Annotated in this window: 19 protein-coding genes and 1 rRNA gene (1 of these 20 running past the window's edge); 17 read left to right on the top strand and 3 right to left on the bottom strand. The window is 59.0% G+C overall.

Annotation, left to right across the window (positions count from 1 at the left end; all coding sequences use genetic code 11):
• Positions 1–203: 203 nt before the first annotated feature.
• The 3 genes from aroB to RI101_08710 are packed head-to-tail and all read left to right on the top strand — an operon-like array spanning position 204 to position 4424.
• Entirely contained in the window at positions 204–1349 is a 1146-nt protein-coding gene (gene aroB / locus RI101_08720; GenBank protein MEC4890127.1) for a 3-dehydroquinate synthase, read from the top strand.
• A gap of 12 nt (positions 1350–1361) precedes the next feature.
• Complete coding sequence (locus RI101_08715; protein MEC4890126.1) at positions 1362–2624, top strand: GAF and ANTAR domain-containing protein; 1263 nt, start codon at positions 1362–1364, stop codon at positions 2622–2624.
• Between the two features lie 27 nt (positions 2625–2651).
• The gene (locus RI101_08710) at positions 2652–4424 is read left to right on the top strand and encodes an NAD+ synthase (protein ID MEC4890125.1); all 1773 of its coding nucleotides are present in this window, start codon (positions 2652–2654) and stop codon (positions 4422–4424) included.
• A 12-nt stretch (positions 4425–4436) separates the two neighbouring features.
• On the opposite strand, the gene RI101_08705 is transcribed toward RI101_08710, so the two are convergent.
• Positions 4437–5213 carry a hypothetical protein gene (locus RI101_08705; GenBank protein ID MEC4890124.1) on the bottom strand — a complete coding sequence of 259 codons (777 nt, stop codon included), beginning with the start codon at positions 5211–5213 and terminating at the stop codon, positions 4437–4439.
• A gap of 553 nt (positions 5214–5766) precedes the next feature.
• Between RI101_08705 and RI101_08700 the strand changes: the two genes are divergently transcribed.
• The 11 genes from RI101_08700 (at position 5767) to RI101_08650 (ending at position 19226) form a co-directional block, all read left to right on the top strand.
• The gene (locus RI101_08700; protein MEC4890123.1) at positions 5767–6117 is read left to right on the top strand and encodes a hypothetical protein; all 351 of its coding nucleotides are present in this window, start codon (positions 5767–5769) and stop codon (positions 6115–6117) included.
• Positions 6118–6291: 174 nt separating this feature from the next.
• Positions 6292–7629, top strand: a complete 1338-nt coding sequence (locus RI101_08695; protein ID MEC4890122.1) for an outer membrane beta-barrel protein — start codon at positions 6292–6294, stop codon at positions 7627–7629.
• Between the two features lie 23 nt (positions 7630–7652).
• On the top strand, positions 7653–9035 hold the full coding sequence (locus RI101_08690) for an ammonium transporter (GenBank protein MEC4890121.1): 1383 nt from the start codon (positions 7653–7655) through the stop codon (positions 9033–9035).
• Positions 9036–9067: 32 nt separating this feature from the next.
• Complete coding sequence (locus RI101_08685; GenBank protein MEC4890120.1) at positions 9068–10444, top strand: ammonium transporter; 1377 nt, start codon at positions 9068–9070, stop codon at positions 10442–10444.
• A 124-nt stretch (positions 10445–10568) separates the two neighbouring features.
• Positions 10569–10907, top strand: a complete 339-nt coding sequence (locus RI101_08680) for a P-II family nitrogen regulator (protein MEC4890119.1) — start codon at positions 10569–10571, stop codon at positions 10905–10907.
• Positions 10904–13588, top strand: coding sequence for a [protein-PII] uridylyltransferase (gene glnD / locus RI101_08675; protein MEC4890118.1), 2685 nt, complete (start codon positions 10904–10906; stop codon positions 13586–13588). Before RI101_08680 ends, glnD begins: the two co-directional genes overlap by 4 nt.
• A gap of 52 nt (positions 13589–13640) precedes the next feature.
• The gene (gene glnA / locus RI101_08670) at positions 13641–15050 is read left to right on the top strand and encodes a type I glutamate--ammonia ligase (GenBank protein MEC4890117.1); all 1410 of its coding nucleotides are present in this window, start codon (positions 13641–13643) and stop codon (positions 15048–15050) included.
• Between the two features lie 325 nt (positions 15051–15375).
• Entirely contained in the window at positions 15376–16206 is an 831-nt protein-coding gene (locus RI101_08665; GenBank protein ID MEC4890116.1) for a formate/nitrite transporter family protein, read from the top strand.
• Positions 16207–16254: 48 nt separating this feature from the next.
• Complete coding sequence (gene cynS, locus RI101_08660; protein MEC4890115.1) at positions 16255–16695, top strand: cyanase; 441 nt, start codon at positions 16255–16257, stop codon at positions 16693–16695.
• 91 nt (positions 16696–16786) lie between these two features.
• Positions 16787–18361: a ferredoxin--nitrite reductase gene (locus RI101_08655; protein ID MEC4890114.1), complete on the top strand. Its 1575-nt coding sequence runs from the start codon at positions 16787–16789 to the stop codon at positions 18359–18361.
• An 82-nt stretch (positions 18362–18443) separates the two neighbouring features.
• Positions 18444–19226, top strand: a complete 783-nt coding sequence (locus RI101_08650; protein ID MEC4890113.1) for a CBS domain-containing protein — start codon at positions 18444–18446, stop codon at positions 19224–19226.
• A 38-nt stretch (positions 19227–19264) separates the two neighbouring features.
• On the opposite strand, the gene RI101_08645 is transcribed toward RI101_08650, so the two are convergent.
• Complete coding sequence (locus RI101_08645; GenBank protein MEC4890112.1) at positions 19265–20185, bottom strand: alpha/beta hydrolase; 921 nt, start codon at positions 20183–20185, stop codon at positions 19265–19267.
• A gap of 212 nt (positions 20186–20397) precedes the next feature.
• Between RI101_08645 and RI101_08640 the strand changes: the two genes are divergently transcribed.
• Together RI101_08640 and RI101_08635 are read left to right on the top strand one after the other, a co-directional pair.
• Positions 20398–21435, top strand: coding sequence for a hypothetical protein (locus RI101_08640; protein MEC4890111.1), 1038 nt, complete (start codon positions 20398–20400; stop codon positions 21433–21435).
• Positions 21436–21753: 318 nt separating this feature from the next.
• Positions 21754–22167 carry a putative toxin-antitoxin system toxin component, PIN family gene (locus tag RI101_08635; GenBank protein ID MEC4890110.1) on the top strand — a complete coding sequence of 138 codons (414 nt, stop codon included), beginning with the start codon at positions 21754–21756 and terminating at the stop codon, positions 22165–22167.
• 94 nt (positions 22168–22261) lie between these two features.
• On the opposite strand, the gene RI101_08630 is transcribed toward RI101_08635, so the two are convergent.
• Entirely contained in the window at positions 22262–23299 is a 1038-nt protein-coding gene (locus RI101_08630; protein MEC4890109.1) for a molybdopterin-dependent oxidoreductase, read from the bottom strand.
• 306 nt (positions 23300–23605) lie between these two features.
• Between RI101_08630 and RI101_08625 the strand changes: the two genes are divergently transcribed.
• Positions 23606–24198: ribosomal RNA gene (locus tag RI101_08625) — 16S ribosomal RNA — on the top strand; it runs 948 nt beyond the window's last position.

The raw sequence follows: 24198 nt of genomic DNA, 5'->3' as shown, positions 1-24198 counted from the left end.
ATGTTGTTTTGACGGCCCGCATTTCCTTGGCCTCTCTTCGTTCGTCCCCGTCACCTTTTAGTATCGCCAGTACTGTGTTACCATTCCGCCTTAGCCAGCCCGGTTGGAATTCTGTGTGTATCGGAATTATAGGGAGCAGAGCGGAGAGAAGGCCTCAAGGGACACGGTGTCTTTTGGGCAGGGCCTCTTGATGGATACGAATCATGGTCATTCGAACGACTCAGGTGCCGGTTTCTCTGGGAGATCGGAGCTATACGATTACAATCGGTCCGGGACTTCTCCGAGAGCTTGGCGTACGGCTGCGAGCGCTCACGGCTTCCGGATTAGTCGGCGTGGTGACGGATCGTCATGTGGCGCGCCATTATCTCAAGCCGGCACTGATCCAGCTGAAACGAGCGGGTTTTACTCCGGTGCCGATCATTCTCCCGCCGGGGGAAGAAACCAAAACTTTCGCAACCATTGGGAAAATACTGGATGTGCTCGCCAAGCACCGGTTCGAGCGGCAATCGGTTCTCGTGGCACTCGGGGGCGGGGTGATCGGCGATCTCACAGGATTTGCGGCGGCGATTTATCAACGCGGCATGCCGTTTGTGCAAATCCCGACCTCCTTAGTGGCCCAGGTTGATTCCAGTGTCGGCGGAAAGACCGGCGTGGATCACCGGTTGGGCAAGAACCTCATCGGCGCTTTTCATCAGCCCCGCGCTGTGTGGATTGATCCGCAATTATTGCGAACGCTTCCGAAACGGGAATGGGTTGCAGGACTTGCGGAAGTGATCAAGTACGGCATTATTGCCGACCGCGCCTTCTTTGCGTATCTTGAACGGACGATGCCTGCGTTATTGCGGCTTGAGCAGAAGGTGGTTATGCAGGTCGTCAAACGCTCATGCGAGATCAAGGCGCAGGTGGTAGCGGAAGATGAGCGTGAATCGGACCGTCGGAGAATTTTGAACTATGGCCATACGATTGGTCATGCGCTTGAAGCCATGGGCGGGTATCGGGCGTTAGTTCATGGGGAAGCTGTAGGCATCGGGTTGGTACTAGAGGCGGAATTGGCGCGAAGCCAGGGATATTGTGACGACAAGACGGTGACACGCATTCGAAAGGTGGTCCTGGCCGCAGGGCTATCCGATTGTGCGACCACTCGTTCAGCGGCGAAGGTGTGGTCGGCGATGCAGCACGATAAAAAGGTTTCTCAAGGGAAAGTCATCGGTGTGTGGCCTGAGGCGATCGGCCGGGTGCGTATGGCACCGCTTGAACGCCAGGTGTTTCTGGACTGGTTTCGGGCTTCGCAGGGAGATTCAGCAGGGCGTCGGAAGCAGGTTTCTTCTCGCCGTATGGCATCACAGTAGCGATTCGGAGATATGGAAAGCAAAAAGCTCTCTTCCGCACAACTTGAGCAGGCCTTGCGAGAAAAAACACGTGAAGTGGATGTCTTGCATCGCATCAGTGAATCGATCAGCAATACTCTGGATCTTGAGGCGGTGTTGCGGCATATCGTCGATGTCGTCGTGGAAGTGACCAAAGCCGATGCGTGCCTGCTCTATCTGTTGTCCGAGGGGCGTGATGAGTTGGTCTTGCGGGCATCGAAAAACCCCCATCCTCGTCTCATTGGCCGCATCACCATCGGCTTAGGCGAAGGTATTACCGGGTGGGTGGCGCGTGAGCGCACCCGTGTCGTGATCCCCAGTAACGCCAGCGAAGATTCGCGATTCAAGTTTTTCAATAACCTCCCGGAAGATCGCTATCAGGCATTCGTGTCGGTGCCGATCCTCGTCAAGAAGGAAGTCACCGGCGTCATCAATGTGCAGCATAAGCGGGCGCGCCGGTATCGTGAGGACGAGTTGGCGCTGCTGACCACTATTGCCAATCAGGTGGGCGGTGCGATTGAGAATGCCAGGCTGTACGATCAAATGCGCAGAAAGGCCGTGCAGTTGGAGACGTTGTCGCAGGTGTCTGAAACGGTTGTCTCCAACCGGATTATCGATGACGTGCTGCAATTGATCGTGACAATGACCGCTCAAATGTTGGGGTCGAAAATTTGCTCGATTATGCTGCTGGACGAAGTATCCGGAGAACTCAAGATTGCGGCGACTCAGAGTTTGAGTGAGCAGTACCGGCGCAAGCCCCATCTCAAAACCGGACAGAGTATCAGCGGACGCGTGGTTCAGGAGCGGCGGCCGATCATTGTGCCTGACGTGACCAAAGAGCAGGATTATATGTATCCTGATTTGGCCGCGAAGGAAGGCCTGTGTTCGTTGCTCTCTGTCCCGATGATGATGCGGGACAAGGCCATCGGCGTGATCAACAGTTATACGTCGGTTCCGCACAGCTTTACGTCCGAAGAGGTGCGCTTGATGCAAGCCATTGCCAATCAGGCGGCGATTTCCATTGAACATACCACCTTGCTGGAAAAGTCTTTTGAAATGCAGGAAGCCCTCGCCGTGCGAAAACTTTTAGATCGCGCCAAGGGGTACCTCATGCGATCCAAGCGGCTCACAGAAGAAGAGGCCTTCAAACTCATTCAGCGGCAGAGCATGGATTTGCGGAAGTCCATGCGTGAAATCGCCGAAGCGATTTTGCTTGCCGGCGATATCGAAGAGCGGGCCGAAAAGCGTAGTGTGTAGGCCGTGACGAACTGGTAACGGGACCGGATGCAAATCCTTCGGCTGGCCATGGCCCAGATGAATCCCACCGTCGGTGATATCGCCGGGAATACTCGTGCGATCAAATCCTGGATCAAAGAGGCGCGCAAAGCCAAGGCCGATGTCGTGGCGTTTCCGGAATTGGCGGTGACGGGATATCCCCCGGAGGATTTGCTGCTGAAGCCGCGGTTCATTGCGGACAATCTGCGCGCGCTCGATGAGATTGCCAAGGACTGTCGGGGGCTGCTCGCCGTGGTCGGCTATGTCGGGCAAGGACGGGCCAGCGACAGGGCGACCCGTCGCCCTGTGGTCGCCGAGGGCCAGCATGAATTGTCGAATGCTGCGGCTGTGTTGAACGAACGAGGTCTGGTTGCCAGTTATAGCAAGTGGATCCTCCCGAATTATGGCGTTTTCGATGAGAGCCGGTATTTTCACCCTGGGCGGACGCTGCCGTTGCTGACCCTTCGCGGGGCGACGATCGGCATCAATATCTGTGAAGACATTTGGTTCCCTGACGGGCCGACTCGCTTGTTGGCCGCCGCCGGGGCGGAAGTGATCGTCAACATCAATGCCTCCCCGTTTCAGATCGGAAAAAGCCGGACTCGCGAGCAGATGCTGGCGACGCGGGCGCGGGAGAACGGGGTGATTGTGACCTACACCAATACGGTCGGCGGGCAGGATGAATTGGTGTTCGACGGGAACAGTCTTGTGCTCGATCAGACGGGGACGGTGATTGCACGGGGAAAGGCCTTTCAAGAAGATTTTCTGGTTGCCGATGTGAACGTGGATGCGGTGGTTCGCCAGCGGATGGCGCAACGGCGGGCCAAGGCGCTGGGGGGCAAGTTGGCCAGTGTGGTTGAGCGGGTGATGGTGAAATTACCGGCCCCCTCGAAGCGGGCCAGGGTGGTGCCGTCTCTTCAGGCTCCACGGGAAGAGTTGGAAGAGGTCTATGACGCCCTCGTGCTCGGCGTGCAGGACTATGTCCGCAAGAATGGATTCAAAAAAGCCGTCATCGGCTTGAGCGGGGGCATCGACTCAGCGCTCACGGCGGTGATCGCGATTGATGCGCTCGGCGCCGAAAACGTCGTGGGGCTGTTCATGCCCTCACCCTACACCTCTCAGGAGAGCGGTGAGGATGTGGCAGAGTTGGCTCGCCGCCTCCACATGGCGTACGACACGATCGCGATCACTTCGGTCTTCGACGCCTGTCGGCAGTCGCTCGCGGCGTCCTTTGCCGGCCGGCCTGTCGATACGACGGAGGAAAATCTCCAGGCCCGCATTCGGGGGAACTTTCTGATGGCCTTTTCAAATAAGTTCGGCCATCTCGTGCTAACGACTGGGAACAAAAGCGAGATGAGTGTCGGCTATGCCACGCTCTATGGCGACATGGCCGGCGGCTTTGCGGTGATCAAGGATGTGCCGAAGACGATGGTCTATGACCTGTCACGGCTGCGCAATGCCCGTGGGGCTTCGGCCGTGATTCCCAAACGCGTGCTGGATCGGGCTCCCACCGCGGAATTGCGGCCAAACCAGAAAGACGAAGACAGCCTGCCGCCGTATCCGATCCTGGATCCCATTTTGAAGGCCTATGTGGAAGAGGATCGGTCTCTGGAAGAGATTGTGGCGATGGGCTTTGAGCGGGCGGTGGCGGCGAGGGTGATTGCGCTGGTCGATCGCAGTGAATACAAACGCCGCCAGGCGCCGATTGGAATCAAGATCACCCATCGCGCGTTCGGGAAGGATCGGCGGATGCCGATCACGAACGGCTATCGCAATTGCTAGTCTGCGTGATGGTTAGGGAGCCGGCGAGGGCGGAGTTGATTTGCGTTTGGGGCGTTCCTGCTTGAGACGTTGCTGGTCGAGTTGTTGCTGAAGGGCTTGCAGTGCCTTCCTGAGTGAGTCCAATTCCAAATCTTTTTGAATGACGAGATCCTTGAGTGTGCGGATCTCGTTCTCGCGCGCCGCCAGGACGGCGTTCATGTGAGCAGACACGTCCGATTCGCCAGGCGACCCTTTCGGCTGGGGAGCCGGAGGGGCGTCCGGCTTTGTTCGAGGGAGCGCTCGCTCAACCACGGGTTCTGATGGGGGCTCATGTTGCAGCTGTTGGTAATCGATCGCAACCATTCTGTCTGTCGGCGCCCCTGCGAGTGGCTGGTAAAAGTTATCCGGGCGTTGGGCTATACGCGGAATAAACTGCAAGGTGCGGTTAGAGAGGCCTGATGTGTCGGGGAGGTGTCGGTGGGCCATGCTATCTGTCTGAGGCTGGTCCGCCGAGTAGCGATACTGCGAGAGCGTGACATAGAGCGACAAGCCGTATGCATAGAGGGATCCGGTGGTCGTTTCCATGACCGGGCGGTCCGCTTGCCCCGACCGGGGGCGAGCAGTGCGCACGAGAAACGCCACGGAATCTCGCTCGGTGGCAGTGGCCAGGGCACGGGCAATCTGTGGCGCGAGAAACTGAATGTGTTCTTCTGAAAAGACCGGGGCCGCCGCAGAGGATCCTCCCAACATTTCTTGCAGAACTCGCTGCCGTTCTTGGACGTGCAGTCCTCGCAAGACGCGGGCGATCACGGAGGTGTCCAGAGTTATCGGGTGGCTGGATTGGATTGACTGACCGGGAAGTCTCTGAAGGGATACGGTCCCGCGCGCCTCGTCAACGAGAATGGTTCGAGCCGGCGGTGACGTTCCACAGGCGGTGCTGATGAGGCAGAGCCACACCAGAAAGATCGTGTAAAAACGCGGTGGTACCGTGTGTCGCGGGGAAGTCATTGATAGGGGGGAGCTTAGCATAAGTTGGGGGGCGCCACTAGGTCTGTGTGCCGTGGGCTCGTTGGGCGGTGTCATATGGCCACCAGAGTGGCACGGAGATCAATATTGACAGAATTTCTTGAAGCGTGTTAGAAGAGCAAATATTCGCGCGGGAAACAACGACGTTTCCTGCGGGGTTTCAGATTTCAGGAACCGGACAATGACGTCCTCCTGCTCCTTATCGGGGCGAGAGGGCGTTTTTTTTTGTCCAGCGATGTGGTGGGTGAATTGGGATGGTGCATTTGATGCGAATGGGATCACCACCACTGGGAGATGGAGTCATGAAGGGGAGCGGTCACTCTAACCGGAGGGCATCATGACAATTCAGGGCAAGTGGATGACGCGTGGCATGTTGTGGGGGGTGGTACTGATAGGGTTTGTCGCCTGCGCGGTGATTGCGAATCCTCCCGAAGGTCTGATTGCTAAAAATGACCACATGGCACTGGCAACTTGGTATGAGAAAGAAGCGGCGCATCTTCGTCTCCATGCGAAAGAGATGGCGGCTATGGCGGAAGAGTATCGAAGGAATCCTGGCCCCACCACCAGGGGTGTCGTTTCTCCCAAAATCGATTTCCTTCAACACTGCGAGAGCCTCGTGGGCATGTATACACGAGCCGCTGCGGAGGCTGAACTGTTAGCCCTGGGGCATCGAGACCTGTTGAAGTAGGAAAAGGGGAGCGTTGGGGGCAGTTGGGAATCGATATGAGACGAACCGTCAGATGGACGGGGAAGAGTGGCGAGGATGCGCACAATGGCGTGCGTGGCGACGACGTCGTCGAGGTGAGAGAGGCAAGGCATCGAAGCAACGGGATCACCAACTCGGACGAAGGAGGACGTCACCATGTCAGTACGCAGTGTGATCGGAATTGGAATGTGTGCGTGGGTGTCGCTAGTCGGCAGCCACTCTGTGTTGGCGCAGGTGCCGCCCGCATCTGCGCCAGCGGCGGGGCCCACCGTTCAGGAGCGTCTGGAGGCGCTTGAGAAAAAAGCGGAGGCGCCATCGCTGTGGAAGACACTGGGATTCAAGGTGTCAGGATTTGTGGATGTCGCCTATACCCATAACTTCAATAATCCGAGTACCAACCTCAATCAACTGCACATCTTTGATACGAACGCGAGTTCGTTCATGCCGCATATGGCGCAGCTCATGCTGGAGCGGCCTGCCGACGCAGGGGGAAGCGCCCTTGATCGCGCGGGGTTCCGTGCGCGGTTGAATTTCGGGCCGGATGCGCGCGTCACGCGCGCCAGAACCAACTACCAACCAGGTGTGGCCGGCGCCGAAATGGATTTTCAAGAACTCTATGCCGAGTACATTCTTCCGGTCGGCAACGGCCTGAAAGTGCAAGCGGGGAAGATCAACACGCTGATCGGCTATGAGGTGATCAATAGCTGGGAAAATCCGAACTTTTCCAGAACCTTCATGTTCGGTCTCGGACAAGCCTTCACAACGACCGGCATTCGATTCACTTATACCTTCAATCCAGTCGTCACGGCCTCCGTGGGGGTAGTGAACGGATGGGACAATGTCGACGATAACAATAAAGGCAAGACAGTCGAATGGCTCGTGGCGATCACCCCGCATGAACGATTTGGGGTGAATTTCTATGGGTCCGTCGGACCGGAGCAATCCAATACCGTCGGTGGGGTCGTTTCGGGAGCGGGCACAAATGCCAGCGCTCAACGCACAGTCGTGGGATCCATCATTACGTTTAAAGCCACCAGTCAAGACACGATCATCCTGGAGCCGTACTATGCGAATGAAGCGAACGCCAACCTTGTGGCGGGGCAGACGGGAAAGAATGCCCGGTGGAATGGAATAGGCGCCTATTACCTCCATGACTTCGATGATCAATGGAGCATGCGGCTCCGGGGCGAGATCTTTGAGGATGCGGGTGGGGCCAGGGCTTGTACCGGAGTTGTGGCGGGGTCGGTCGGTGCGTTTACCGGTGCTCCAGGTGGGTGGAATACCTGCGCTGGTGCGACCGCATCTGCGGCGGCGACGGCCGTGGCTCAAACCCTTTGGGAGACGACCTATACGCTTCAGTACAAGCCGGTGCCTTCCCTGATCACGCGGGCGGAATTCCGGTATGACCATTCGAATAAGAATGTGTTTCTCAATGGGAATGAGCGAACCAACAACCAGGAAACCTTGTCGTTCCAAGTCGTGTACCTGTTCTAAACAAGAGCCGAAAGGAGCAAGCGATGATCACGCGCGTCGGTATCATGCGTTGGATGCTGTCGATCCTGTCGTGTCTTGTTTTGGCGGCAGGAGTCACAGGAGTTGGGGCGGAAGAAACCGGAGTGCCGGTTCCGGTGGTGTCAGATGGGGCGGCCACACCAGCCGCGCCTCCCGTGGCGCCGAAAATCGATACCGGTGATACCACCTGGGTGTTGGTTTCAACCGCCATGGTGCTGGCGATGACGGCGCCGGGCTTGGCGCTCTTTTATGGCGGCATGGTGCGGTCGAAGAATGCGTTGGGCACGATCATGCAGAGCTTTATCATCCTCTGTGTGATCAGTGTGCAGTGGGTGTTGTGGGGCTATAGTCTGGCTTTCGGGCCGGATAAGGGACACATGATCGGCGGGCTGGAATGGCTCGGTCTCACGGGCGTCGGGCTCGAGCCCAACGCGGATTATGCGGCGACGATTCCGCATCAGGCGTTCATGATGTTTCAGATGATGTTTGCCGTGATCACGCCGGCGCTCATCACCGGGGCCATTGCGGAACGGATGAAGTTCAGCAGCTTTCTGGTATTTACCCTCCTTTGGGCCACGCTGGTCTACGATCCGCTGGCCCATTGGGTGTGGGCGGTCGGGGGATGGGTCAGAAATCTCGGCGCCTTGGACTTCGCCGGCGGGACGGTGGTGCATATCAGCTCAGGCGCATCGGCATTGGCCTGTGTGATGGTGATGCGGCGGCGTTTGGGGTATGGCAAGGAGCACATGGCCCCGCATAATCTGCCCATGACGGTCTTGGGGGCCTCGCTGCTCTGGTTCGGATGGTTTGGGTTCAACGCCGGAAGCGCGGTGGCGTCCGGGGCGTTGGCGACCAGCGCCTTTGTCGTGACCAATACGGCTTCCGCCGCCGCCGCGCTGGCTTGGATGCTCGCGGAGTGGCTCTATCGCGGGAAGCCCACGGTGCTCGGTGCGGCGAGCGGCGCGGTGGCCGGCCTGGTGGCTATCACACCGGCTTCAGGATTCGTCGGCCCCATGGCATCGCTGGTAATCGGATTCGGGGCGGGAGTCCTGTGCTACGGGGCGGTGCTGTGTAAAGCCCGGCTGGGTTACGACGATGCCCTCGATGTGGTGGGGATTCACGGCGTGGGCGGTGTGTGGGGAGCCTTGGCGACGGGGCTCTTTGCCTCGAAGGCCATCAATGCGGCCGGTGCCGATGGGTTGTTCTTTGGCAATCCCGGCCAACTCGGCATTCAAGCGCTGGCTGTGGTGATCTCTGTGGGATTTGCGTTCATCGCAACGGTCGTGATTTTGAAAGTGCTCGATAGGCTGATGGGGTTGAGTGTGAGCGAGGAAGAGGAGCGAATGGGCTTGGATCTGAGTCAGCACGACGAACGAGCCTATTCGTAGCGTGTGTGGTGTGTGTAGCGGAGGAGGACACAGTGATTGATCAGGCACGAGATGGCAATGGCGGCAGTCGGTATCAGCCGGTACGGAATGCCGGCGGTCTCAGCAGGGCGGCTCTGTTCTTAGGGATTCTGGCGGTCCTATTTGAGGGCGTCTCCATGGCGCAGGACCCCGGCGGATCGGCGGCGCTCAAGGTCGATACCGGCGATACGGCATGGATGCTCATGTCATCGGCGCTGGTATTGCTGATGCTGGTGCCGGGCTTGGCCCTCTTTTACGGCGGGCTGGTCCGGAGCAAAAATGTGCTGGGGACGATCATGCAGAGCTTTGTGATCCTGAGCGTGGTCAGTCTGCTGTGGATTGTTTTTGGGTACAGCTTGGCCTTTGGTCCTGATCGCGGAGGAATCATCGGCGGGCTGGAATGGGCCGGGTTGAGCGGGGTTGGGGCGGAGCCGCATCCGGTCTACGGGCCGACGATCCCGCATACCGTCTTTTTCCTGTTTCAAATGATGTTTGCGGCGATTACCCCGGCGCTGATCGCGGGCGCTTTTGCGGAACGCAAGCGGTTTAGCGCGATGCTGCTGTTTTCAGCCCTGTGGTCCATCGTGGTCTACGTGCCGCTCGCGCATTGGATGTGGGGGGGCGGGTGGCTCGCCAAGATGGGCGCCCTGGATTTTGCCGGTGGCGCGGTGATTCATATCAGCTCAGGCGTGGCGGCCTTGGTGTGCGCCATTGTGCTGGGCAAGCGGCGGGGGTATGGGAGCGATTATATGGGGCCCCATAATCTTCCCATGACGCTCCTGGGCGCGGGGTTGCTCTGGTTCGGGTGGTTTGGATTTAACGGCGGCAGCGCGCTGGGCGCCAACGGTGTGGCCGCCTCGGCGATTGTGGCGACGCATGCCGCCGCCTGTATGGCCGCGGTTGTCTGGTGTGTGGTGGAGTGGGTGCATCGCGGAAAACCGACGGTGCTCGGCGTGGCGAGCGGCGCCGTGGCGGGCCTTGCGACGGTGACGCCGGCGTCCGGGTATATTGGCCCGTTTCCGGCGTTGGTGATCGGCGCAATCGCTGGCCTGGCGTGCTATTTCGCAATTGTGTGGAAGGGGAAATTCGGCTATGATGACTCCCTTGATGTCGTGGGAATCCACGGCGTGGGCGGGGTGTGCGGAATTCTCGCGACGGGGTTGTTTGCCAGCAAGGCGATCAATGCGGGGGGGGCCGACGGATTATTGTTCGGCAATCCGTCTCTGTTGGGTGTGCAGTTCTTGACCGTGATCGTCGTGGCGGTATTTTCCGGGGTCGGAACTTTTGCGTTGTTGAAGATTGTCGGGTGGATCACGCCACTTCGTGTGGAGCCGGAAGAAGAGTCAACCGGATTGGATTTGAGCCAACACAACGAACGAGCCTACTCATAGTGGTTGGGCCGGAGGTCGAGGTGCTGGGTCAGAGGTCTCCACACATGCAATCGCACGATGATGGAGGACGACCGATCAGGCCCTATGCCATACGCTCTGTGCCCCTAGCCTGGAGGGAGACGATATGAAATTGATCGAGGCGATTATCAAGCCATTTAAGCTCGATGAAGTGAAGGATGCGCTGCTTGAAATCGGTGTGCAGGGCATGACGGTGACCGAAGTGAAGGGGTTTGGCCGTCAGAAAGGCCACAAGGAAACCTATCGCGGTCAGGAGTATACAATCGAGTTTGTGCCGAAAGTGAAAATCGAAGTCGCGGTGCCGGATAGCCAGGTTCAGCGGGTGCTTGATGCGATTACCCGAACGGCGAAGACCGGCAGCATCGGCGACGGGAAGATCTTCGTGCGGGATCTCAGCATGGCTGTTCGGATCAGAACGGGAGAAACGGGGGACACGGCATTGTGAGTGTGTTGTCCGATCAGCGGGCCTTGGCCCTTTCCGAAGCCGACCAGGCGGCGGCGGGGGCCATGTTCGCCGAACAGCGGCTGGTGATTACGCAGCGCTTGATGGACGGGGCGTCGGGATCCGAAGTGGTCGCCGCCCAGACCGATCTGGCGGACGCGATGATCATCGGCCGCTATCGGAATGCCGGGCGCCAGGGCGGTGAAGCCATGATGGCCGCCGGGCTGCAGCATTGCTGCCTGGTGGCCCTCGGCGGCTATGGCCGGCGAGAATTGTCGCCCTATTCGGATATCGACTTGATGGTGCTGTTCCGTCCTGAGGCGGCCAAAATTGTGCCGGAGTTCGTCCGGCAGGTCCTCCATCCCCTGTGGGACATCGGCTTTCAAGTGGGCCACAGTGTTCGCACGATTCAAGACTGTGTCGCGTTGGGATTGAGCGACGCCACCGTTCGCACCTCAATGATGGAGGCGCGGTTTTTGGCCGGGAATGCCCAGCTCTTTCAGGAATTCCACTCGCTCTACACGCGCAAGGTGGTGACGGTCGGCGTCGACAAGTATCTCGAGCAGAAGCTGGCCGAGCGCCGCCGCGAATATGAAAAGTTCGGCGAGACGGTGTACCTCCTTGAACCGAATGTCAAAAAAAGCCAGGGCGGGCTGAGGGATCTCCATCTGCTCCAATGGGCGGGGATCGCCCGCTATCAGGCCTCGACGATCCGCGAACTCTCCGATCGGGGGATTCTGTCCCGGCAGGACTATGTCACCGTGAGCGAGGCGCGGGAGTTTCTGCTGCGCGTGCGGGCGTTGCTCCATGTGCATGCCGGTATGGCGCAGGAGATTCTTTCGTTCGAGGAGCAGGTCTGGCTGGCGGCGCGGTTCGGCTTCGAAGACCGTCCGCATCTCCTCGCGGTCGAACAGTTCATGCAGCAGTATTACCGGCATACGATGGGGCTCCATGAGGCGGCCGTGCGGTTTGTCAGCCGGTGCAAGTCGCAGTCGCTGTGGGAGCGGATGAGGCAGTGGCTGCCTGCGCCGAAGGTGGACACCTACTTTGTGCAGAATCGGGAGACGCTGACGGTCCCGGCCGACTTGCGTCCCCGTGTTTTGGAGCGTCCGGCGCTGCTGATGCGGCTGTTCGACCTGGCCCGTTCGAAACGGCTCACGATCGAATCGTCGCTGCTGGAAGACATCCACCGGCATATGGCAGGGCTGTCGGACGAGGCGTTTTGCACACCGGAGGTCAGCCGTGTGTTCATGCAGATCCTGGCCGGACCCGGAACCGCCGCGACGCTCGAGGCCATGCATCGCGCGCACTTGCTGGAGAAGCTGATTCCGGTCTGCTCGACGGTTCGCGGACTCATGCAGTTCAACCAGTACCATAAGTATACGGTCGACGAGCACAGTCTGTTGGCCGTCGCCAAGGTCGAATCGTTCGCGCAGGATCAGGGGATGCTGGGTGAAGTCTACCGGGAGATCAAACGGAAAGACCTTCTGCACCTGGCGGTGTTCCTGCACGATCTGGGGAAGGGCCAGGAAGAAGATCACAGTGAGGTCGGCCGCCGGATCGCCGAAGATGTCACCGCGCGATTGGGCTTCAGCGAGGGCGAGCGGCGGACCGTGGCGTTTCTGGTGCACCGGCATTTGCTGATGGCCCATACGGCCTTCCGCCGCGATCCCAACGATGAGAAGGTCGTCCTGCCATTTGCCCGCGAAGTGGGTACGCCCGAAGTGTTGCGCAAGCTGTTGGCGCTGACCGCCGCCGATATTGCCGCCGTCGGTCCCGGCGTCTTGACCAAATGGAAAGAGTCGTTGCTGGTCGAACTCTATGTACGGACCATGCAGGAAGTGTCCGGTGAGCGGCAGGCGGCCGATGCGCCGGAACGGCTGAAGCGGATCGCGTCGGAAGTCCTGCAGCAGCCGGTGTTCCGCGGGCAGGTGGAGATTTCCCAGCCCTGGGTCGAGTCGCAGTTGCGGCAGTTTCCCTTGCGCTATGCGTATGGGACGTCGCCCGGGCGCATTGCGGCGCATTTGTCCACGATTCGGCGCTTGAATCCAGGAGATGTGCTGGTCGATGCCGAGTTCAATACGGTGCTCGGGACATGCGAATATGCCGTGATCACTTTTAACGATGTGATTCCTGGAATCTTTTCGAAGATCGCCGGGGTGATGGCGGCAAACGGTCTGCAGATTCTCGATGCGCAGATTCTTACCCGGCAGGATGGCGTGGTCGTGGACACGTTCCAGGTGATCGATCCCGACTTTACCGGGGCGCCGCCTGATGAACGCCGCGAGGAGATCGGGGCGATGATCCGATCCGTACTGCTGGGCCGGGAGCCGGTGGAGGAGGTGGTCAGGCGTGGCACGCGGCTCGCGGGCCCGCGTTCCATCACGCCGGCGCGGCAGGCCACCGAGGTGCGGATCGACAACGAAACCTCGGATCGGTATACCATCGTCGATGTCTTTGCCGACGATCGGCAGGGGTTGCTCTACGTCATCACGAATGCGATTTTTAAGCAGGGGCTGTCGGTGCATGCCGCGCGGATTTCCACGCGGCTGGACCAAGTGGCCGACGTTTTTTATGTGACGGACGAGCGGGAGCGGAAAATTGAGCAGCCGGAGCAGGTTGAGCGGATTCGGCAGGGGGTGTGGCAGGAGATTGAGCAGTTCTTGGGTGTGAAGGCAGCATAACCGTGGTGAAGGTCTCACGCAGTCGATGTGGAGAGCCTGAAAGGAGGAGGGGATGAACGTTCGTGAAGTGTTAGAGTATGCGAAGAAGAACAAAGTTCAAGCCGTGGACTTGAAGTTTGTGGATCTGATCGGCACATGGCAGCATTTTACCATTCCGATCGGCGAGTTGACGGAAGGGTTGTTCAAGGACGGGTCGGGCCTCGATGGCTCCTCGATCCGCGGCTGGAAGGCGATCAACAACAGCGACATGCTCGTGGTGCCCGATCCTGCGACCGCCTGCATGGATCCGTTTTGCGCGGTGCCGACCTTGAGCCTGATCGGCAACGTGGTCGATCCGATCACCAGGGAAACCTACGATCGCGATCCGCGCTATATCGCGCAGAAGGCGGAGAAGTATCTGCAGAGCACGAAGATCGGCGATACCTCCTATTGGGGGCCGGAAGCCGAGTTCTTCATTTTCGATCAGGCGCGGTACGATCAGACCAACCACAGCGGCTACTACTTCATCGATTCCGAAGAGGGCGTGTGGAATATGGGCCAGGAAGGCCTCAACCTGGGCGGAAAGATCCGCAGCAAGGAAGGCTATTTCCCGGTGGCGCCGACGGATACCCAGCAGGATATCCGGACTGAAATGGTGCTCGAAATGGAGAAGGCCGGCATCGCGATTGAGAAGCATCATCATGAAGTGGCCACGGCGGGCCAGGCGGAAATCGATATCCGCTTCGATTCGCTGGTGCGGACCGCCGACAAGATGATGATGTACAAGTACATCGTCAAGAATGTCGCGCGCCGCCACGGCAAGACGGCGACGTTCATGCCGAAGCCGATTTTCGGCGATAACGGGTCCGGCATGCACACCCACCAGAGCATCTGGAAGGATGGCAAGCCGTTGTTTGCGGGCAAGGAGTATGCGGGTGTGTCACAGATGTGCCTGCATTACATCGGCGGCATTCTGAAGCACGCGCCGGCCTTGGCTGCGTTCACCAACCCGACGACCAACTCGTACAAGCGGTTGACGCCGGGATTTGAAGCCCCGGTGTTGCTGGCGTACTCCAGCCGGAACCGGTCGGCCGGCATCCGCATCCCGATGTACTCGCCGAGCCCCAAGGCGAAGCGGATCGAAGTCCGTTTCCCGGATCCCGGCGCCAATCCCTATCTCGCCTTCGCCGCCATGTTGATGGCGGGTCTGGACGGGATCGAAAACAAGATTGTCCCGGGCGAGCCGGCGGAGAAGGATCTGTACGATCTCGAGGCCAAGGAAATGGCCAAGATCAGGACCATGCCAGGCAGCCTGGACGAGTCGCTCAACAACCTGGAGAAGGACCATCAGTTCCTGCTCAAGGGCGGGGTCTTCTCTGAAGATCTGATCGAGGCCTGGATCAGCTATAAGCGGACCAAGGAAGTCGATACGATGCGGTTGCGGCCGCACCCGTACGAGTTCTATCTGTACTACGACATTTAGAGCGCTCGGGCCCTTTCTTCGGTATGGGTTGACGGGTTTCCGGGAGCTGTGGTACATCTCCCAATAATGGACAGGGTCGAGGCAATGGCGCTTCGATAACGTCCATGCGAGACAGGAAACGGACAAAGGCGTCCGTCATTCAGGAATGAATGGCGGGCGCCTTTTTATTTTCAGCGTGCCGGGCGAGACGGAGCCGTCCCGCCTAAGGCGCAACAGTGTTTCAACGGAAGGACAAAGGCGTCCTTGTTCCCTGGCGGGAATAAGGACGCCTTTGTGTTATTCGGGTCTCCGGCGGCGGGCCTTCACCCTCAACAAGGAGGAGCCAATGCATCTCGCAGATCATCAACGAATCGCCGATCTGGCGAAACTGAAAGTCGGGTTTCTGAACCAGGCACCGGGCGGATATCTGCTGTTGTCGGCGATGGCCGGCGTCTATCTCGGATTCGGCATCGCGTTGATATTCAGCCTCGGCGGGCCGTTGGTGGCGGCGGGATCGCCGGTTGTGAAGCTGGTCATGGGGGCCTCGTTCGGCATTGCGCTCACCTTGGTCATGTTTGCCGGGTCCGAGCTCTTTACGGGCAACAACATGGTGGGGGCGATCGGGGGACTCTCCCGCAGTGTGAGCTGGCCGCAGGTGATCGGACTCAATGTCTGGTCATGGATCGGCAATGTGATCGGGTCGCTGGCGCTGGCCTGGCTGATCGCGGAGTCCGGTGTCTTTGCGAAGGGGCCGGCGGCGGAATTCCTCGGGTCAGTGGCGGCCGCGAAAATGTCGCTGCCGGCCTGGGAATTGTTCATCCGAGGCATTCTTTGCAACTGGCTGATCTGCCTCGCGGTCTGGATGTCCGGCCGGACCAGCAACGACGCGGCAAAAATCCTGCTGATCTTCTGGTGCCTCTTCGCGTTCATCGGAACGGGGTTTGAGCATAGCATCGCCAATCAATCGTTGTTGGGGATGGCCTTGTTCCTTCCGCATGGGGCGGGCATCAGCTGGGGCGGGTTTTGGTACAACCAGCTGTTCGTGGTCCTGGGCAATGTCGTGGGCGGCGGATTGTTTGTCGGAGGGCTCTACTGGCTGGTGAGCCCCTATCGAGTCGCGGAGGTGGAGGCCGCCCCGGTGGCGGTGCCGGTATCGCCGGTGGTGGCGCGGTCGTAAGCGGAGATCGGAGAGGGAACAGCTTCACATTCACACAAGGAGAGCACCATGTCGAAGGATGACATTCGGAAGGCGATTAAGGAGAAGCGGCTGGCCAAGAAGGTGACGATTGCCGAGGTGGCCAAAGTGGTGGGCAAGAACCCGACTTTTGTGGCGGCCGCGCTGCAGGGTAATCACAAGCTTGCGGCCGACGAAGCCAGAAAAGTCGGCGATCTGTTGGGGCTGGATGACGAGTTAACCGCGTCGTTGAGCCGGTTTCCGGTGCGAGCGGATTTCCCGAACGCCACGGATCCCTTCAAATACCGGCTGCTGGAAATTATCGGGGTCTATGGCGATTCGATGCGAGAACAGGCGAACGAGATGTTCGGCGACGGGATCATGAGCGCGATCGATTTCACGCTGGATATGGAAAAAGTGACCGGAAGCCAGGGCGAGGCCCGGTGCAAGATCACGCTGAATGGCAAGTGGCTGGAGTACAAGACATTCTAAGAAGAGCGCGTCAGCAGGAGACAGACTGAGCGGGATGGGCAGGGAGCCCACCCTTCATAACAGACAGAGGCCTGGCTGGACGGAGGACAGGATGAACAAGATCGAGGCGATAAAGACCGAGCGCGATGGATTGGCCGTGGGGGAGATGATTGCCCGCTATGCGACGACGGGATGGGAGTCGATTTCCGAGGGCGATGTCCAGCGGCTCAAGTGGTATGGCCTGTTCTTGCGCAATCCGACGCCGGGGTTCTTCATGGTGCGGGTCAGGATTCCCGGCGGGCATGCGACCACGTATCAATTGCGGGCGCTGGCCGAGATTGCCTCCACGTATGGCAATGGTCTGCTCGATCTGACGACGAGACAGCAAATCCAGCTCCGGCACATCACGATCGAGGATGTGCCGGCGGTGTTTGCCAAGATGGAGGCGGTGGGGCTCACGTCGCTGCAAACGGGCATGGATAACGTGCGAAACGTGATGACATGCCCGGTTGCCGGACTGAGCCCCGACGAGGTGGTTGAAACGTCCGGGCTCGTACGGGCGATCAACGACGACATCCTCGGCAATCCGGCCTATTCCAATTTGCCGCGGAAGCTCAACGTGGCGGTCACGGGCTGTCCGCACAACTGCGTGCACATGGAGACGCAGGATCTGGCGCTGATTCCGGCCTACTACGATTTGGGGCATGACCGGTGCCTCGGGTTCAATGTGCTGGTGGGCGGGAAGCTTGGATCGGGAGGCTACCGGATTGCGAGTCCGCTGGATGTCTTCGTCAATCCGGCCGACGCACTGGACCTGTGCCGTGCGGTGCTGGAGATCTACCGGGATCACGGGCCGCGGGAGAATCGCACGCAGGCGCGGCTCGCGTTTTTGATCGAGGACTGGGGGGGGGCCAAGTTCCGAGCCGAAGTCGAAGCCCGGGTCGGCAAGCGCCTGGCGCCGGCCGGCGCCGATGCGCGGAAGATGGGCGAGGCCGATCACGTCGGGATTTTTCGTCAACGGCAACGGGGAATGAACTACGTCGGGCTGAAAGTGCTGGTGGGGCGCCTGAAGGCGGATGATCTGGTGAAGATTCTCAGCCTGGCCGAGAAGTACGGGACCGGAGAAGTGCGCATCACTCCGGGGCAGGCGCTGATCGTGACGAACATCAGCGACAGGAAGATCGGCGAACTGGCGGAAGAGCCGCTGCTGAAGCAGTTCGCGTACAATCCCTCGGCGCTCTATCGGGGACTGGTGAGTTGTGTCGGCAACGACTATTGCAACCTGGCGGTGATTGAAACCAAGAGCCGGGCCGTTGAGGTGGCCAATGCGCTGGAGGGACGGCTTAGCGGAGCGCTGAAGCCCATCACCATGCACTGGTCAGGATGTCCGGCCAGTTGCGGCAATCACCTGGTCGCGGATGTCGGATTCTTGGGGAAGAAGGCCAAGATCGACGGAAAAGTCGTCGAGGCGGTGGATATTTTCGTCGGCGGGCGGTCAGGGCCCGATCCGAAACTGGCCATCAAGATTATGGAGGATGTGCCCTGTGACAAGCTGCCGGCCGTCTTGGAAGGGCTGTTGCCCTATCACACCAGGGACAAAATGCATCGCGTCCGGGGCCGGGAACCGAAAAAAGCCGTGCAGGCCGGTGAGGCAACCTATGAGGCGTCAAAGCGGCAAGTGGCCTGACTTCGTGGCGGCCTGGCGAGTGCGCACGACTTGAGCCCCGTTGGAGGGTGGGGTATTCTCTATCGTCTAACCAGGAGGCCCTATGCCAAAACGAGTGCGCACTGGATTGGTCCGGACCGATATTCTCAAACGGTACATCGAGCGGTTCCGCAAGCAGCTCGGTCTGTTTCAGCCGTTTCTGTCGCGCAAGCGATCGACGACGCCGCTCGACGTGTTCGACGATGCGGCGGAGGAATTGATCGGCCAGGTGTACGGACAGGCATCGGATGAGCTGGAAGCCTATATCTACGCCAAGACCGGCGAGGCACCCCTGGTTCCGGAAGAGGCCCAGGAGAGCGGGATGCAAGACATCGAACGGGAAAGCCTGCATCAGCGGCGGCAGGTGCTCGAAAGCTGCTTGTCCGACCTGGAGATGCGGTATCGGGTTCAAGTCTCCCGGCAGGCGGCCCTGGGGGGACAATCGCTGACACGGCATACGGTCGAGGGCTACATGAGCCACGATGTGCGCAGCGTGCATCGGGCCGCCACCATCAAGGAAGCGGGGCGCCTGCTGCTGAAATACAAAGTCGGGTCATTGATCGTGGACGATGGTTCCCGCTACATCGGCATTGTCACGGATTCAGACCTGAGCCGAAAGGCCGTCGCCAAGGGGCTCGATCCCAATACGACCACGGTGATGATGTGCATGAGCAAGCCTGTAGTGACGATTGAAGAGACCGAGTCATTGGCCGAGGCTATCGCCCTCATGAAGAAGGAAGGGATTCGCCACTTGGCAGTCACGGCCGATAGAACCATCATCGGCGTGCTCTCGCTCGCCGATCTCTTGCGGGCCTATGAGGAAAGGGCTGAGTCAAAAAGCCGCTAGGCGGCGGAGCCTGATGCCTCAAGCCGCAGGCTGGCCGGTCACTCGGGCTTGAGGCTCTGCAAGAAGCGTCCCAGCGCGGTGCGAAATCCTTCCGGATCTTCGGCCATCATAAAGTGCCCGGTGTTGAACTCGACGAGCCGGGCCCCTGCGATTTGCGATTGAATGCCGCGCGCGATCGCCGGTGTCGCCACCTCGTCTTTGGCGCCCACCACGACGAGTGTCGGTGCCGTGATCTGTGCAATCTGCCCATGGACGTTGGCGCGGGCCATGTCCGTCAAGGCCTCGCGCAGCACGGTGGCGTTCCATGTCGGAATGCGGTCGAGCAAGGGCTGGTAGAGGGCTGGCGCGGTGCCGGGCGGGAAGCTCTCGACGATGATGTTTCTCGAAACGTCGCGGAAATCTCTGGGGTTGCCGATGGTCGGCAGGTCCTTGTCGAGCACCATGGCGCCGTCCGTCGTCGAGACCAGCACCAGCGCGCGGACGCGATCGGGGTAATCTATGGCCAGCTGTTGCAGAATCATCCCTCCCATGGACACGCCGACCCACACGGGCTTCTCGATGCCGAGCGCGTCGGCCAGCGCGATGAGGTCTTTGGAGAATTGCTTGATCGTGAATCCGCCCGCCGGTTTCTCCGAATCGCCATAGCCCCGCAGGTCGACCGCAATGCCCCGGAAGTCCGGTGAGTACGCGCTGAGATAGGCGGGGAAAATGTTGCTGGTTGTAACGACGCCATGCACGAAGATGATGGGCTCGCCAGCGCCGGCCTCCAAAATGCTGAGCGAGACACCATCGATCGTCACGGCGCGCCGCCGGATTTCCCCGTTACGGTGGGGCGCCGAGGCCTGGGGCTGGGCTGATACGGGGGATGCCAGCTTGTCCTGTTGCAGGGCCGGAGATCGCAGATCGCAGCCCATGAGTCCGAGAACGAGGAGTGAGAATGTGAGGAATCGCCGTGCCATAATGCCCTCCAGAAATAGGAAGCGGATGAACTACCAGTAGCGAGATTTGCAGCGAGAAGCAAGCCGGGGGTGGGGGAGGACGGATGGTTGTCAGTTGGGCCAGCATACGAACGCACGTCGCGGCAGCTATTGGCCTGGCCTGTTTTTGCGGTCTTCTCCTGAGCAGTTGTCATTCGGGGAGCGTACGGCAGCAGAGCGCCAGGGATTGTTCGGTGATCGAGCAATCCTTCGATCTCTCGGAACGAATCAAGACCCTCAGTCTGTTGTCGGAGGCGTTCGCCTCCCACTGCGATGGCCTGGTGGTGCAATACGGAGCCGGCGCGCAATCCCAGTTTCGGCACAAAGCCTTTTCATTCACCAGAGAAGCGGCGAACGTCTTTGTCCCCGATGGCACGTTCATCGAATATGTGATGGAAAGCTACGAACGGGGCTATCTGAATACGCTGCTGGCGGCCAGCTATCTGCGGATGCACAAGGATCAAGAGGCCAAGGTGGAACTGCGGCGTCTGGATCATGAACTCTTTGCTCCGATCTACAATTACGGCGAAGATCCCGTCAATCTTCTGCTTTCCGCCATTCTTTGGGAACAGCTCGGAGAGATCGGTGAGGCGCGAGTCGATTGGTTGCGGCTTCGTGACTTGCCGCGCCTGACTAAGAAAGAGGACGAGGCCCTTCGCCGTTTTGCCGGGGAACGGGTGAGCCGTATCGATCGCGGTGATGAGGCCGGGGCCTCGTGGCGGGTCTATCAACTCGGCACGTTTCCTCAACTCGATTGGGATCTGCAATTTGCCAATTCGACCAGCGGGTATTTTTCGATCACCCCCACGCAGCCGTTTCTGAAAACCTGCGCGTCAGAAACCGGACTCCGATTGTCGACGGAAAGCTGGTTCGAGAAGGTCGCGATGCGCCATAGCCAGGCCTATCATCCGCTCTTGAATGTGCAGACGTGGATCAGGCTGCCATTCGGTCTGACCTATAGCCTGATTCCCCTGGCGGCAGGAGCAGGGATTATGGTCGGAGGCTGTGCGGTTGATGCGGCCGGCAATGGCAAAGGGGCGTTGTGTCAGTTGTCCGTGATGGGAGGGATCGCGCTGATGAGCACGGCCCCTCAAGTGCTGGAAGGCGCGCTGAGACCGGATCTGCGGCATTGGGAAAATGTTCCGGCTGCCATTGTGGTGACGAGAACCTCCGAGCCCAACCAAGAGCCGTGTTTGGCCAATGTGAAGGCCGATGTGCAGCGGATGCTGTAGGGGTATCAACCAATGCGCGTTAGAACTGTTTGGTGACTGTACCTGAGGGGGCAGTTGCTCTGACGGCTTGCGTCTCGAGCGTATTTGTAATACATTGTCAGACATGGGTAACGCCGTCACAATACGACTCGATCAGGACCTTGATCGGATGCTCGACAAGTTTTGCCGTCGCTCGAAGCGGAAGCGAAGCGATGTGGTGCGAGATGCTCTCCGGAGACAGTTGTCTCTGATGACTTTTGAGCAGCTCCGCCATAAGGCAATGCCATTTGCGGAAGCACGAGGCTTCCTCACGGACGAGGACGTGTTCAAAGCCGTGTCGTGAGAGTTTTTCTCGATACCAACGTATTGGTCAGCGGCTTTACCACGCGTGGTCTCTGTGCCGATGTCATTCGACTCGTGCTCGCCGAACACCAGCTCATCACAGGCGAAGTCGTCTTGCATGAGTTGAAGCAGGTGTTGAAGCGGAAGATTCAGCTTCCTGCTGAGCAAATTCAAGAGATCCTTGCCTTCCTCGAAAATCAGACCGTTCAGCCTAAGCCGAAGTCGCTCTCGTCCATTCCAGTCCGAGACGAGGACGATCAGTGGGTGCTCGCCTCAGCGCTGGCATCCAAAGCGGATGTGCTGGTCACAGGCGACAAGGACTTGCTGGATGTCGCAGGGCAGGTTGCCGGTTTGGCGATCACCGATCCTCGTGGGTTCTGGAACCTCGCCAAAAAGCCCAGGAAGAAATGAGTTTGGTTTTGTCGCAGAGAGTTTGGCTGCCGAGGGGTAGGTAGTGAATACCTTGATGTGGGCAAGCGATTGAGGGCGGAGCGGAGCGGAGCAGCTAGAGCTGATCGACTTCCGCGATAATCGTGTGCAGCCCGCTTGCTCCGGCTGGCTGCGGTCTCACGATTTCCGCGATTTGCAGCTGACCTTTCGTGTCGGTCGCGCGCACGACGGTTTGGAATTTCCCGCGCCTGGGCGGCGTCCAGGTATAGTGCCAGATGACCCAGGAGTAGGGCGACATCGGCGGTTCGATCTCGCAGTCGTTCCACGTATTTCCCGCATCGAAACTCAATTCCACCTTGCTGATACTGTTCGGTCCCCCGAAGGCGATGCCGCGGAACTTCTGCTGCGGCCCGCGCAGGCTTTGATAATGGCCGGGTGAATCGATGCGCGAGAAAATTTTGATGGTGGCATCGTCGGTCCAGCCTTTGCGCTGCCAGTACCCTTGATAATCTCCGGGATAGACTTCGATCTCCGTGATCCATTTCACATTCTTAATGCCATAGAGCCCCGGTACGATAAGGCGAATCGGGAAGCCGTGCTCCTTCGGAAGCTTTTCGCCGTTCATGAGGAAGGCAAGCATTACGTCATCTTGCATGGCCCGCGCGAAGGGAATGCTGTCGTCATAGCCGTCGATGCCGCGAAAGATCACATCGCGCGCGGTTTCTTCATCGGCGCCGGCATCTTGCAGGAGCTTTTTGAGGGAAATGCCGCGCCAGGTTGCGGTGCCCATGCTGTCGCCGCCGGGGAGTGTGTCGATGCACATAAGGGTGGACACTTGATCGTAGGAGTCGCGATTCAAAATGCCACGCCAGCCCAGCGAGAGCGGATTTTTCACGGCGCCTTTGATCTGAAGTTTCCACTGTTCGATATTGACTTCGCGCGACACGGAGACGGCGGAATCGGCATAGTTGACGACGTAGAACTTTGAATTGGGCGTGAAATAGGTGGTGTCGCGCGGCGGAATGGCGAACATGCGTCCAAAAACAGAGCCGATGGCATCGCAGCCACCGGTCATTCCGGCCAGTGTGCCGAGTCCTAGGGCCTGTAGAATCGTCCGGCGGCGCAATTGGCGGAGGTTTTGATCATTTTTCATAATAATTGATTATACAACGAAATGGGGCTTGACTCTCAGGAGGGATATTGGTATCTTCCCACTCGTGCGCTGGTTGTTGTGAGTCTGCCTGTTGAACGCGCCTGACGGCGAGTCACGGTGCGGTTCTCAGAGGGAAACTACCCGAAAATAATTCGAGCGGGTCCCTTGACATGTGAGTTTGCGCTCTGTATAGTGCGCGACTCGCATCAAGAACGTGTGCGATTGTTCTTTGAAAACTAAATAGAGGAAGTTGAGCAAGGTGTAAGGTGTATTGAAGTGGTGGCCCTTGGTCCAATTTAAAAATACCTATTTGAGAGTTTGATCCTGGCTCAGAACGAACGCTGGCGGCGCGCCTAATACATGCAAGTCGAGCGAGAAGGTGTAGCAATACACTTGTAAAGCGGCGAACGGGTGAGGAATACATGGGTAACCTACCCTCGAGTGGGGAATAACTAGCCGAAAGGTTAGCTAATACCGCATACGTTTCCGGGACTTCGGTTCCGGAAAGAAAGCAGTACCGTGGGTACTGCGCTCATGGATGGGCTCATGTCCTATCAGCTTGTTGGTGAGGTAACGGCTCACCAAGGCTTCGACGGGTAGCTGGTCTGAGAGGACGATCAGCCACACTGGCACTGCGACACGGGCCAGACTCCTACGGGAGGCAGCAGTAAGGAATATTGCGCAATGGACGAAAGTCTGACGCAGCGACGCCGCGTGGGGGATGAAGGTCTTCGGATTGTAAACCCCTTTCGGGAGGGAAGATGGAATGGGGTAACCCATTTGGACGGTACCTCCAGAAGCAGCCACGGCTAACTTCGTGCCAGCAGCCGCGGTAATACGAAGGTGGCAAGCGTTGTTCGGATTCACTGGGCGTACAGGGAGCGTAGGCGGTTGGGTAA

Source organism: Nitrospira sp. (assembly GCA_035968315.1).
Classification (GTDB): Bacteria; Nitrospirota; Nitrospiria; order Nitrospirales; family Nitrospiraceae; genus Nitrospira_D.
This window is presented reverse-complemented; position numbering and strand designations above follow the sequence as displayed.

Bases quoted from the DNA above. Each gene is read 5' to 3' on its own strand.
- RI101_08690 (MEC4890121.1), top strand. From the start codon at position 7,653: ATGATCACGCGCGTCGGTATCATGCGTTGGATGCTGTCGATCCTGTCG.
- RI101_08645 (MEC4890112.1), bottom strand. From the start codon at position 20,185: ATGGCACGGCGATTCCTCACATTCTCACTCCTCGTTCTCGGACTCATG.
- RI101_08665 (MEC4890116.1), top strand. From the start codon at position 15,376: ATGCATCTCGCAGATCATCAACGAATCGCCGATCTGGCGAAACTGAAA.
- RI101_08700 (MEC4890123.1), top strand. From the start codon at position 5,767: ATGACAATTCAGGGCAAGTGGATGACGCGTGGCATGTTGTGGGGGGTG.
- RI101_08680 (MEC4890119.1), top strand. From the start codon at position 10,569: ATGAAATTGATCGAGGCGATTATCAAGCCATTTAAGCTCGATGAAGTG.
- cynS (MEC4890115.1), top strand. From the start codon at position 16,255: ATGTCGAAGGATGACATTCGGAAGGCGATTAAGGAGAAGCGGCTGGCC.
- RI101_08715 (MEC4890126.1), top strand. From the start codon at position 1,362: ATGGAAAGCAAAAAGCTCTCTTCCGCACAACTTGAGCAGGCCTTGCGA.
- RI101_08650 (MEC4890113.1), top strand. From the start codon at position 18,444: ATGCCAAAACGAGTGCGCACTGGATTGGTCCGGACCGATATTCTCAAA.
- RI101_08655 (MEC4890114.1), top strand. From the start codon at position 16,787: ATGAACAAGATCGAGGCGATAAAGACCGAGCGCGATGGATTGGCCGTG.
- RI101_08695 (MEC4890122.1), top strand. From the start codon at position 6,292: ATGTCAGTACGCAGTGTGATCGGAATTGGAATGTGTGCGTGGGTGTCG.
- RI101_08710 (MEC4890125.1), top strand. From the start codon at position 2,652: ATGCAAATCCTTCGGCTGGCCATGGCCCAGATGAATCCCACCGTCGGT.
- RI101_08630 (MEC4890109.1), bottom strand. From the start codon at position 23,299: ATGAAAAATGATCAAAACCTCCGCCAATTGCGCCGCCGGACGATTCTA.
- aroB (MEC4890127.1), top strand. From the start codon at position 204: ATGGTCATTCGAACGACTCAGGTGCCGGTTTCTCTGGGAGATCGGAGC.
- glnA (MEC4890117.1), top strand. From the start codon at position 13,641: ATGAACGTTCGTGAAGTGTTAGAGTATGCGAAGAAGAACAAAGTTCAA.